Annotated in this window: 9 protein-coding genes and 1 pseudogene; 5 read left to right on the forward strand and 5 right to left on the reverse strand. The window is 64.0% G+C overall.

Annotated elements, in window-relative coordinates; translation table 11 throughout:
• Positions 1-23: 23 nt before the first annotated feature.
• The 3 genes from RTQ46_RS25100 to RTQ46_RS25110 are packed head-to-tail and all read right to left on the reverse strand — an operon-like array spanning position 24 to position 2,497.
• A complete protein-coding gene (locus RTQ46_RS25100) occupies positions 24-542 on the reverse strand; it encodes a hypothetical protein (protein ID WP_312440319.1) in 519 nt (172 codons plus the stop codon).
• Between the two features lie 48 nt (positions 543-590).
• Positions 591-2,108, reverse strand: a complete 1,518-nt coding sequence (gene mqo, locus RTQ46_RS25105) for a malate dehydrogenase (quinone) (protein ID WP_312440320.1) — start codon at positions 2,106-2,108, stop codon at positions 591-593.
• Complete coding sequence (locus tag RTQ46_RS25110; RefSeq protein ID WP_312440321.1) at positions 2,105-2,497, reverse strand: hypothetical protein; 393 nt, start codon at positions 2,495-2,497, stop codon at positions 2,105-2,107. The genes mqo and RTQ46_RS25110 overlap by 4 nt, the downstream gene beginning before the upstream one ends.
• Before the next feature lie 177 nt (positions 2,498-2,674).
• Between RTQ46_RS25110 and RTQ46_RS25115 the strand changes: the two genes are divergently transcribed.
• From RTQ46_RS25115 to RTQ46_RS25130, 4 genes are all read left to right on the forward strand, one after another.
• Positions 2,675-3,568 (forward strand): glyoxalase, encoded by an 894-nt coding sequence (locus RTQ46_RS25115; protein WP_312440322.1) that lies wholly within the window; start codon positions 2,675-2,677, stop codon positions 3,566-3,568.
• A 16-nt stretch (positions 3,569-3,584) separates the two neighbouring features.
• The gene (locus tag RTQ46_RS25120) at positions 3,585-4,988 is read left to right on the forward strand and encodes an alginate export family protein (RefSeq protein WP_312440323.1); all 1,404 of its coding nucleotides are present in this window, start codon (positions 3,585-3,587) and stop codon (positions 4,986-4,988) included.
• Between the two features lie 64 nt (positions 4,989-5,052).
• Positions 5,053-6,159, forward strand: coding sequence for a hypothetical protein (locus tag RTQ46_RS25125; RefSeq protein ID WP_312440324.1), 1,107 nt, complete (start codon positions 5,053-5,055; stop codon positions 6,157-6,159).
• A 144-nt stretch (positions 6,160-6,303) separates the two neighbouring features.
• Positions 6,304-7,083 carry an acetoin reductase gene (locus RTQ46_RS25130; protein WP_312440325.1) on the forward strand — a complete coding sequence of 260 codons (780 nt, stop codon included), beginning with the start codon at positions 6,304-6,306 and terminating at the stop codon, positions 7,081-7,083.
• Positions 7,084-7,206: 123 nt separating this feature from the next.
• Here the strand turns inward: RTQ46_RS25130 and RTQ46_RS25135 are convergent, their stop codons facing one another.
• Both RTQ46_RS25135 and RTQ46_RS25140 read right to left on the reverse strand, forming a co-directional pair.
• Entirely contained in the window at positions 7,207-10,788 is a 3,582-nt protein-coding gene (locus RTQ46_RS25135; RefSeq protein ID WP_312440326.1) for a M1 family aminopeptidase, read from the reverse strand.
• A 10-nt stretch (positions 10,789-10,798) separates the two neighbouring features.
• Positions 10,799-11,710, reverse strand: a complete 912-nt coding sequence (locus tag RTQ46_RS25140; protein ID WP_312440327.1) for an ABC transporter ATP-binding protein — start codon at positions 11,708-11,710, stop codon at positions 10,799-10,801.
• 293 nt (positions 11,711-12,003) lie between these two features.
• On the opposite strand from RTQ46_RS25140, the pseudogene RTQ46_RS25145 reads away from it, so the two are divergent.
• Positions 12,004-12,184, forward strand: a pseudogene (locus RTQ46_RS25145) (IS1595 family transposase); the annotation flags it as partial.

The following is a 12,184-nucleotide window of genomic DNA, read 5'->3' on the forward strand; positions in this document are numbered from 1 at the left end:
CTGGCAAGGGGAGGCCGCCGTCGCTACAGATGCGGCGGCGTCGGTTCCGCCGCCACCATCTGCTTGTCTTCGCCCTTTTGCGCCAGCAGGTGGATCATCAGGATTGCCGTCAGCAGCTCGGCCTGCGGCGAGTCGTCCAGCAGCTCGATGCTGTGCCGCGTGCGCAGCGTCAGTACTTTGGCCTCGGCCCTGGCCAGGGTCTGGCCGTGCCGGATCAGTTCGAAATCCATGTCGAGCAGGCTGCCGCGCAGCACGGCGCCGTCGAAACGGCCGCCCTCCACCGTGACCTGTCGGCGCCAGCTCCAGAATTTGCCGCGCAAGATAAAGTGTTCTTCGCGGGTGCTGATGTTCCAGATGGGGGCGAATGACCACAGCTTGCGCTCGATCGAGGCAAGCTCCTGCCCGTGTTGCGTGATGCGCCAGGGCCTGGCCAGCCAGCCCCACCTGGCGGCGCCCTCGTACAGGATGGCGCCCGCATCGTCGGTGATCTGTATCTTGCCCAGCAGCGACAGCAGCTTTCTGGCGATATGCAGCCTCTTCATGGGGTAGCCCTGGGTACACGGAGATACCGCCGATTCTACATGCCTGGTTCAGAGATTGTCGATCTTCAGCAGTGCGGCTGTCGCGGCACGCGTGTGCCGGCAGGCTGCGGCATCGTGCTTCAGGTCGATGCCCCAGGTGGGGATCACGGCCTTCAGGCGGGCCTGCCAGGCGTCGCTGCGCAGGCGTTCTGCAAAGCAGCGCTGCAGCACTTCCAGCGCGATGCAGGCGGCGGTGGAGGCGCCCGGCGAGGCGCCCAGCAGCGCGACGATCGACTGGTCGGCGGCCGATACCAGCTCGGTGCCGAATTCCAGCTGTCCCTCTTCGTGCTTGAACCAGCCGGCGCTTTCATGCGGCGCAATGGTTTGCACGCGCTGGCCGGCCACGGCTTTTTGCCAATCCTGCTGCACCGCCAGCGGGAAGAATTCCCGCAGCGCCGCGAACTGGTGCTCGGGGCTTTGCAGGACCTGGCCGATCAGGTATTCGGTCAGCGCCAGATTGTCGCGCGCCACGTCGAACAGCGGAATGACGTTGTCGTGCGTGAGCGAGGCAAACAGGTCGGCCGCCGAGCCGTGTTTCAGGAACTTGGTCGAGAAGCCCGCATAAGGTCCGAACAGCAAGGACTGCTTGCCGTCGATGATGCGCGTGTCCAGGTGCGGCACCGACATCGGCGGCGAGCCGGTGGACGCCTTGCCGTAGACCTTGGCGTGGTGGCGCTGGCTGACGGCGTCGACATCGCAGCGCAGCCAGATGCCGCTGACGGGAAAGCCGCCGTAGCCTTTGGCTTCCGGGATGCCCGATTTTTGCAGCAGCGGCAGCGCGCCGCCGCCGGCGCCGATAAACACGAACCTGGCCGATACGGCGTGCTGTTCGCCACCACGCGTGTCGTCGACCGTCACGCGCCAGCCGTCGTTTGCCTGCCGCGCCAGTGCCGTCACCTTGCTGTGGTAGCGCACCTCGAAGCGCGGCTGCGCGGATAAATGGTCCACCAGCAGATGGGTCAGTGCGCCGTAATCGACATCGGTGCCGGTTACCATGCGGGTGGCGGCGACGGGCTGGCCCTCGTCGCGCCCTTCCATGATCAGCGGCGCCCACTGCGCGATGGTGGCGCGGTCCTCGGTGTACTCCATGCCCTGGTAGCAGTGGTGCGCCGACATGGCCTGGTAGCGCGCGCGCAAAAAGGCCACGTTCGCCTCGCCCCACACAAAACTCAGGTGCGGACACGGGTGGATAAACGCGCGCGGATCGGGGATCGCACCCCGCTGCACCAGGTAGGCCCAGAACTGGCGCGAGATGTCGAATTCGGTGTTTATTTCCAGCGCCTTGCTGATGTCGATGCTGCCGTCCGCGCGCTGCGGCGTGTAGTTCATTTCGCAGTTGGCCGCGTAGCCGGTGCCGGCGTTGTTCCAGCCGCCGGAGCTCTCCTGCGCGCAGTCGTCCAGCGTTTCGAACATGACGATGGACAGCGCCGGGTCCAGCTGCTTGAGGAACACGCCGAGCGTGGCGCTCATGATGCCGCCGCCGATCAGGACGATGTCGTGTGATGCGATATCGGGATTCTGATTCAAGATGGATCTCCTTGGATGAACAGGGCGCCGGCGTCTGCGCCGACGATCACATAGGCGCGCCGCCATGGCGCGTCGCCGAGCAGGCGCCAGCTGTGGCCTGTGCCGGTGGTGTCTTCGGCCAGCAGCATGTCGCCCGGATACATGCGGAAAGTGGCGCCGTCCGCGCAGCGAAATTCCGGCGTGCCGCCCAGGGTCAGCACGAACTGGCGCGCGGGGGCATTGTGCCTGGCAAAGGCACCGCCGCCGCCGGTCTCGCGCCAGGAAATGCTGGCCGCGTTCAACACTTTGCTGAGCACGTCGCCGCGCTCCCCACGGGAAAGGGCAAGGTGACCCTCCTCGAACAGCGAATCGCCGTCAGGGCCGGTCCAGATACGCACACATCGGATCATGTTGTTTTCTCCAGTTTGCCTGTTTTGCCAGGCTACTGTACTCGCCGCGCCGGCGTTTTTACCCTGTCTTTGGGCCAGGTCGTTTGCATGACCAATGGCAGGTCCCGTCCGCGCCGCGCAGGCCTACAGTGAGGCAATGCGGTCGCCGCGACCGCCCTCACTTTCCAGGAGCTTTCCATGGCACTTCCTTCCTTTCTGAACCGCGTTGCCGCCGGCGCGCTGGTTGCCGCGCTGTCCCTGCCGTTGCTGGCTTGCGCCGCAGCCGACGTGTCCGTCGCGCCGCAATACGACACTACCCACGTGTATGTGCAGAACGCCGACATCGACGCGTTCGTCAACAGCTTTGTCGGCACGTTCGGCGGCAAAGCCTCGCCGCGCGCGGTGTTTACCGTCACGCCCACGCCCAGCAAGACCGCCTCGCAATATATCCAGACGCCGGTCGGCATGCTGTCGGTGTTCGCGTTCCAGACACCGGTTCCTTACGGCTTCGGGCTCGAGCGCACCGGCTACCTGGTGACCGATATCCACGCGGCCACCGAGGCGGCAGTGGCAGCGGGCGCCGACGTGACGGTGGCGCCGTTTGACGATCCGATCGGCAAGGACGTGCTGATCCAGTGGGCCGGCGGCATCAACATGCAGCTGTACTGGCACACCAAGGCGCCGTCGTATCCGGCCCTGCATTCCGTGCCTGACAACCGCATCTATATTTCGCCGGTGTCGGCCGACAAGTTCCTGGCCCAGTTCAAGCAGTTCGCGCACGCGACAGTGGTGGCCGACGACAAAATCGACGGCGGCGAAATCGGCCGCGCCGGCGACGCCATCCGCCGCGTGCAGCTCGAATCGGGCTTCGGCAAGATGACGGTATTTGTCAGCGACGGCAAGCTGCCGTTCCCGTACGGCCGCGAAACCACCGGCTACCAGGTCGACGACATGGCCGCCACGCTGGCCCGTGCTGCCGCCAATGGCGTGGCGGTGCTGGCGCCGCCGACCCGGACCGCGAAGGGCAACAGCAGCGCCATGGTGCAGTTCCCGGGCGGCTATATCAGCGAGATCCACGATGCGGTGCACTAAGCGGACCAGGCACGCCATGCAGCTGTGCGGCGGCGTGCTGGCGCTGCTGGCCGGCGGCGTGGCAGGCGCGCAGACACTGGCGGCGGGCGCGCCGGCAGAAGCCTGCGGGGCCAAGCGCCCGGCCATCAACTTCAACCGCTGGAGCGAGAACTGGAGCGCGCTGGCCGATCCCTGCCTGGCGCGCCAGCCGCTGGACAACCTGAAATACCTGCCGCTCGGCGACAGCGGCTCCTATCTGTCGCTCGGTGGCGGCTTGCGCGAGCGCTACGAGCATATCGCCACGCCGCTGTTCGGCGCCGGCACGGCGCGCCCGGACGGCTACGTGATCCAGCGCGCCAATCTGCACGCCGACCTGCGCCTGGGCCAGTACGTGCAGGTATTCGGCCAGCTGGTCGATGCGCGCGCGTTTCAAAAACACACGCTGGCGCCGCCGGACCAGGACAAGCTCGACGTCGAGCAGCTGTTTGCCACCGTAGCCGTGCCGACCGACAGCGGCGCCGTCAAGCTGCGCGTGGGGCGCCAGGAAATGGCGTTCGACCTGCAGCGTTTTATCGCCGCGCGCGACGGGCCGAACGTGCGCCAGTCGTTCGACGGCGTCTGGGCCGACTGGGAACACGGTCCATGGCGATTGATCGGCTATGCCACGCAGCCGGTGCAGAACCGCAGCGAGCATACCTTTGACGACGACTCGAACGGCCATCTGCGCCTCGATGGCCTGCGCGCGGAATACCAGGGCCTGGGGCCGGGCGATCTCTCGGGCTACTATTCGCGCTACCGGCGCGACGCGGCGCGCTTCCTCGACGCGCTTGGCAACGAGCGGCGCGACGTGTACGACCTGCGCTACAACGGCAAGCGCGGCAGCGTGGACTGGGACATCGAAGGCATGCTGCAGCGCGGCCAGGTGGGCAGTCAGCACGCGCAGGCGTGGGCGCTCGGCTCGATCGCCGGCTATACCTTTGCCACGCAGCCGTGGACCCCGCGCGTGGGCCTGCAGTTCGACATGGCCTCGGGCGACAGGCACGCCGGCGACGGCAAGCTCGGCACCTTCAACCCGCTGTTTGCCAACGGCTATTATTTTTCGCTGGCGGGACTGACCGGCTACAGCAATCTGATCCACCTGAAGCCGTCGCTGAACTTCAAGCCGGCCAGGGCCCTCAGCGTGACTACCTCGCTGGGCCTGCAGTGGCGCCAGACCACGGGCGACGCCGTGTATGTGCAGAACATGTCGGGCGTGCCGCGCACGGCCGGGCAGGGCAGCCGCTGGACCGGCGCCTACGCGCAAGTGCGCAGCGACTGGAGCATCAATCCGAACGTGACGGCCTCGCTGGAGGCGGTGCATTTCCAGGCGGGCGACACCTTGCGCAATGCCGGCGGCGGCAATGCCAATTACCTGGGGATGGAACTGAAATTCGGCTGGTAACGGCAAGCGAGCCTGGGCCGTGACGGTGGTAAGCTTTGCTTTCCAATAACGACAGGAGCCCGGCTTGCAATCCGAATCCATCCACCGCCAGATCGCCCTGGTCAGCTACGGCACGCAATGCTTGCGCGGCAAGCTGGCGCTGGACGACTGGTACCGTCACGGCATTTTTTTCAACGCCCGCCTGCTGTTCCGCCAACTCGGCGACAACGCGCTGCTGGCCGACGATTTCACCTGGTGGCTGGGCATCCTGAAGCAATCGGGCGCGGTGCGCCTGTCGCTGCACCTGCTGGCCGAATTCGGCATCGCCAGGCCGGCCGTCATCGAATACGGCGATTACGCGGTGGTTGCGCATTTTCCCGATCGCCATCAGATCTGGGCCGTCGGCGTCGAGCATCCCGCCTGGTTTGACCATCCGCTGGTGGCGGACGTGCCGGGCATACCGGTTTTCCCCAATGCCACCTCGTGGGGCGGCGAGATCGACAGCTACTGGTGCGTCGAAGAGCGGGCGGGACAACTGGAGGTGCCGGAGACCAACTGGAAGGCACTGGCAAACAGCATCGCCGCCGATCTCGACATCTCGATTCCATCGAGCCTGGCGCCGCCCGGACCGATTTACCTGCCACCGGAGCCGCCCGCCTCGTGGGCGAAGTTTGCGCTGTTTCCCAGCGGCAGCGTGACCGTGCTGGCGCACGGCATGCTGGCCTCGCTGTACCAGGAACAATCCAGGTTTGCCAACGATACGCATTTCAAGAATGACAGCAGCTACTACCAGGGCCTCGACGCCGAGGGCGCGGCCAAAGTGGACGACTGGGGGCGGCGCCTCGATGGCTGGGTGGTGGAAGTGGAAATGCGCTGCGCCAACGAAGCGCGCCAGCGGGCATCGGGCGATGACGGCATCCCGTTGCCACTGCCGCCCGGCGCGGCGCAGCCCGCAGCGCGCTCCGCTGCCGGCAAGCACGCCAAGGCGCAGCAAAACGCACAAGCGCCAGCGTATGCCGACCCGGTGACGCCGCCTGGCCGCAAGTGGTTCCGCCGCATCGTGTTCGTGGTGGTGCTGGCGGTGGTGTGCCTGCTGCTGCTGGCCGTTGCCCATATCGTGGCGGCCTGGCCGTGGCTGTCCGTGGTGCTCGGCCTGCCGTTTGCCATCTATGCCGTATATGTAAAAGAGTAGCGGCAATTTGCCTTTTCTTGACCTGGCTCGCGCTTTGCCCGATTGCCGTCCCGTGCGCTCTTCCTCTCCCCGTCAAAAAGGTTTTTGATGGCAATGGAAGCGAACCTGCCTGTTGCAGGCGCGCTGATTTTGAGAGGAAAGCACATGAGCATCACAGGAAAAGTCGCACTGGTCACGGGCGCCGCGCAGGGTATCGGCAAGGCGATTGCCTTGCGGCTGGCAAAAGATGGCGCCGATATCGCGCTGGTTGACCTGAACCAGGAAAAACTCGACGCGGCCGCCGCCGAGGTACGCGCGCTGGGCCGCCGCGCCTTCACGTTTATTGCCGATGTGTCGCAGCTGGACCAGGTCACTGCGGCGGTGGCGTTTGCCGAAAAAGAACTCGATGGCTTCGACATCATGGTCAACAATGCCGGCATCGCCCAGGTGGCGCCGCTGCTGGACGTCACGCCCGAAGAAGTGGACCGCATCATGCGCATCAATGTGCAGGGCACACTGTGGGGCATCCAGGCGGCCGCGAAAAGCTTCAAGAAGCGCGGGCAGAAGGGCAAGATCATCAATGCCTGCTCGATCGCCGGCCATGACGGCTTTGCGCTGCTGGGCGTGTACTGCGCCACCAAGTTTGCCGTGCGCGCGCTGACGCAGTCGGCCGCGCGCGAGCTGGCGTCCGACGGCATTACCGTCAATGCGTATTGCCCCGGCGTGGTCGGCACCGACATGTGGGTCGAGATCGACAAGCGCATGGCCGAAGTGACGGGCGCCGAGCTGGGCGCGACCTACAAGAAATTTGTCGACGGCATCGCGCTGGGGCGCGCCGAGACGCCGGACGATGTGGCGGGCCTGGTGTCGTTCCTGGCCGGGCCGGATTCGGATTACATGACGGGGCAGGCGCCGCTGATTGATGGGGGGATGGTGTATCGTTAAGATCCGACGCGCATGTCCGCCGGCCGGTAGGTCGGATTAGCGAGGCTGCGCCTCGCGTAATCCGACACCACTACCGATGCCAACAATGTTGTCGGATTACGCTACGCTAATCCGGCCTACGCGCTAATTGAAACTGACCTCCTTGCGGTTGTCGCTCGATACCCGGTCGATCATCTTGTTGTACGGATCGACGCCGACTTCGAACGGTTTTTCCTTGACGGTGATGGTCACCACCGGGTCGCTGCCGCTCAAGATGCGCTTGTCGGTAAACAGGACTTTTTCATCCTCTTCCTTGGCAGCCGGTGCGCGCGAGAAGATCGCGATTTCCACCGGCTCGTCATACACGCGCGCGCTTTCCTTGCCCTTGCCGTCCGACTCCAGCTTGGCCAGGTGCAGCTTCATGGTGACATCCCACTGGCCGTCGGGCCGCTTGACGGCTTTTGCCTCGGTCACGCGGTTGTCGTAGAAAACGATTTTCTCGAACAGGTCGGTGATCAATGCCTGCTTGTCGGCTGGCGCTTCGGCGCGGATATACGCCAGCAGTTCGGCGGTGGTGGTAAATGGCGCCTGCTGGTAGCCCTTGTCCTGCAGGAAGCGTTTCAGCGCGCGGTTGACGGCCGCTTCGCCGATCTCGTCGCGCAGGCGGTAGAAGACCAGGCTGCCCTTGCGGTAGTGGATATACTGCTGGCCTTCCACGCGCGCCAAAGGCAGTTCTTCGATGACTTCACCGCCGCGTCCGCTCAGGTAACGGTCCAGTTCATACCGCAGGAAGCGGCGCAGCTTGTTGCGGCCGTATTCCTTCTCCATCACCATCAGCGCCGAGTATTGCGCCAGCGACTCCATCAGCATGGTGGCACCCTGCACATTGGCGCCGATCACCTGGTGGCCCCACCACTGGTGCGCCATTTCATGCGCGGTGACGTAATACACATAGTCGATGTCTTCCTTGTTGCGCAGGTCGGCGACAAAGCCGATGCCTTCCGAGTAAGGAATCGTGTTGGCGAACGACTGCGCAAAGCTGGCATAGCCGGGGAACTCCAGGATGCGCACCTGCTTGTGCTGGTAGGGCGTAAACTCCGCGGTGTAATAGTCGAGCGATTTCTGCACCGAGGTGATCATGCGATCAACGTTATAGCCATGTTTCTTGTCGACATACACTTCGATCGGCACGCCGTGCCAGTCGCCTTTTTTCACGTCCCAGCGCGCCGACAGATAGGCAAAGAAGGGCATCATCGGCTGGTCCATCTTGTAATGGAAATAGCGGCGGCCATCTTTTTCCCAGCTCTTCTGCAGGTAGCCTGGCGCCAGCGCGGTCTGGTCCAGGCTGGTCGAGACGGTGGTGTCAAAGCTGATCCAGTCCGCCTCGCTGCCGAACACGGTGTTGCCGTAGGCCGACTTGTCTTCCAGCTTGGCCATGCGTACCGGCTCGCCCAGGCCCCGCTTGCGGCGCTCGTTGCGGTCAGTCAGCTCCATCTTGTCCTGGTAGCCGAAGTGGGGGAAATAAGCCATGTTGTTGAAGAAGGTGCCGTTCAGGTTGACCGGGTCCGGTGCGCCGCTGTTGGTAAAGCCTTCATGCGTGACGGCGACCGTGAAGTCGAGCGGCAATTGCGCGCCCGGTGCCAGCGGCGCAGCGAGCTTGAGGATGCTGAAGCCGAGGTCCTTGTCGTCGAGCTGGGTGCTGTGCGCGGGCAGGTTCAGCCAGGTGGTGTCGAGTTCCGGATCGCGCTGGATGCGCAGCGTGTCGATCGCTTGCGCGGTCTTGTTCTGCAGCAGGTAGTGGCCCTTGATCAGCACCTTGCGCTGCTCCGGATAGATATCGACATTGGCCTGCACGTCGGTGATCTTCAGCTGCGGCAAGTCCTTGTACTGGCGGTACAGTTTTTCGTAGCGCGCCGCCTTGTCCATGGCGATGTCGGCCGGTTCATAGGTGTTGAGCACATTGGTGTTGTAATAGATCCAGCCACCGGTACCCAGCCAGCACAGCACGACCACCGCCAGCGCGGCGCCGCTGCGGCCCTTCAGGCGGCGGCCGGCCAGCTTGACGCGGTTCCGCCAGCCGTTCGACAGTCCGCGCACCCAGAACGCCTGCGCCAGCATTACCAGGGCCACCGTGAACAGGCTCCAGTACAGCGCATACCAGCGCCAGCCCGCCAGGAAATGGCCATAGCCATTCATGTCGGAATACTTGATGTCGGGCAGGCCGCCGTAGTTGTACAGGTTGTGCTCGAAGTGCAGCATGGCCAGCACGGCCTGCGACACCATCAGCAGGATCACCAGCAGATAGCCGATGAATTTATGGTTGGCCAGCACCTGCAGCACGATGGCGCACAAGCCCATCAGCACGAAGAAGAATCCGCCCAGCAGGCTGCCTTCCAGATACAGGCCCAGCTCGACCGGCGCGCCGCCTTTATACAGCTGAAAGCCGATGGTGGTCAGCACGCCGACCAGCATGTAGCCGGCTACCACGCCGACCAGCGCCGTGCACTTGGCCAGCAGCGGCGTCCAGTCGGCCACCGGCATGGCGTCGCTGACATCGGCGATCCTGGCCTGGCGTTCCTTGAAGATCAGCTCGCCCGCATAGAAGCCGACGATAATGATCAGCATGAAGCTGAAGCTCTGGCTGATCTGCTGCAGCATCCGGTAGGTCATCGGATACACGGCCGTGCCGTACAGCTTGGCCCCCAGGGTGACGCCGGCGATCAGGTTCATCATGCCGAACAGCAGCATGACCAGGAAGGGCACGCTTTTGAAGACACCGGCGGCGTCGAAGCGCAGGATCTGCCACCACTGGCGCCAGGCGGTGGCGGTGCCAAACGCAGGCGTAATGCGTGGCAAGTGCAGCGGCGCCGCCACCGCAGGGGCGGCTGCCTGCGCCTTGTGCTTGCCGAACAGGCGCTTGCCGGTACCGGTGCGCTGCGGCTTGAACAGCACCACGGTGGCGGCAAACAGGGCGATGGTGATGCCCAGCCACAGCAGCCGGTTGGCCAGCAGGAAGCCGGAAAACGGCGGCAGGCTGGCGTTCGCTTCGGACGAGGTGAAATAGCGCGTCATGCGGCCAAAGGCGGTCACGCCGAACGGGTCGATCAGCACGGCCAGCCATTCGTTGTTGATGTCGCTGGTCAGCACGCTGGCGATGGTGCGCAGCACGAAAAAGGCCAGCACGCCCACATATACCAGCAGCATCGAACGCGTGGTGGCCGCCAGCAGCATCAGCAGCGCGCCGACGAACAGCAGATTGGGAATCACCAGCACGGCAAAGGTCCACACATAGGTATGCAGCGAGAACGGTCCCACGCGCTGCGGGTCGACCCACGGCATCAAGGGGCCGATCATGGTGCCGAGCGCGATGCAGGCAAAGATCGCCAGGCAGGCGACGAAACCGGCGGCAAAGCGGCCGAACAGGTAGTCCCATTTGCGCATCGGCGTGGCGAACAGCATGTCGGCCATGCCCACTTCGCTGTCGCGCAGCACGGCGCCGGCGATAAAGACGGTAATCAGGAACATCGACAGCAGGGTGAACATGCCCAGCAGCTGCGCCACCACGGTGGGCGCATTGCGGTTGACGTTGCCGATCGCGCCGCCCATCTGCACCGAATCGCTGGTCGTCACGCCAAACGCCATCAGCGCCAGGATGGCGGCAAATACCCACAGCAAGGGCTGTTTCAGCTGGTAGCCGAGGTCAAACTTGAAAAATTCCTTCCACATGGCGCGCTCCTCAGGCCACGGCGATGGCTGCGGCGGCAGGCGCGGCCCCGTTGCGGCCGGCATTGCGCACATGCAGGAAGTACACGTCTTCCAGGTCGGGCGCGATCTGCACGAAGCCGGCATCGGGCTGGCTGTCGGCAAACACATTGATCTGCGGGCGGCCGCCTACCAGGCGCGTCGACAGCACGTTCATGCTCTGCTGGTACTGCGCCAGCTCGTCGCTGGAGACGGTACGGCGCCAGACCTTGTTGTTCAGGGTATCGATCGCCGCCTGCGGCTCGCCCTGCACCAGCACCTGGCCCTTGACGATCATCGCCATGCGCGGGCACAGGTCGGTCACGTCGGCCACGATATGGGTCGACAAAATCACCACCACCTGCTCGCCGATTTTCGCCAGCAGGTTCAGAAAGCGATTGCGCTCGTCCGGATCGAGGCCGGCCGTCGGTTCGTCGACGATCACCAGGCGCGGCGCGCCGAGCAGCGCTTGCGCAATGCCGAAACGCTGGCGCATGCCGCCCGAATAGGTGCCCAGCTTGCGTTTTCTCGCTTCCCACAAATTGGTCTGCTGCAGCAGCGCTTCGACCGCTTCCTTGCGCGGCCCCTTTTCCGTCAGGCCTTTCAGCACGGCAAAGTGATTGAGCAGGGTTTCCGCGCTGACCTTCGGGTACACGCCGAAATCCTGCGGCAGGTAGCCGAGCTGGCGGCGCAGGCATTCCTTGTCCTTCAGCACATCGACGCCATTGAAGGTGATGCTGCCGCTATCGGGATCCTGCAAGGTCGCAATGGTGCGCATCAGCGACGACTTGCCGGCGCCATTCGGCCCCAGCAGGCCGAACATGCCGTTTGGAATGTCGAGGCTGACGTCATGGATGGCCTTGACGCCATTGGAATAGGTTTTGTTCAACTGTTTGATCGATAGCATGGGCAGCACACTCCTGGCTTGACAGTAAAAAATGCCGGCCGATTCGTGTCGGCCGGTCGTCCTGGTTCAGAACCCCGCGATAGCGGATGTTACTTAAAGACAATACTGTATCGACAATTAAAAAGAAAATAATATTTTTGCGACCAGATGTGGAAAGAGCGGCTTGAAATGCCCTGAGCGAGTGGTCAGTGACGATGGCGCAAAAAAAAATGGCTATGTCAGCGAAAAAAGTGGAACCGTTCTGACGTTGCTGAGCTCTAACCGATCAGGAATTTCCTTTCGGGAGACCCATCATGCACACAGTCCAGTGGCAGGCCTTCATCGAGCAGTTCTCGCAGTTGTCGCAGCGCCAACGCCTGGCCGGCATCGCCCTGTTGCAAGATAGTGTGGCGCAGGATGCCGCCATCGCCCTGATCGAACAGACGGCGCAGGCCAGCCTGCATTGTCCTTCCTGCGGCGCCACGCATATCCACC

The organism is Janthinobacterium sp. (genome assembly GCF_031995485.1).
GTDB lineage: Bacteria > Pseudomonadota > Gammaproteobacteria > Burkholderiales > Burkholderiaceae_D > Janthinobacterium.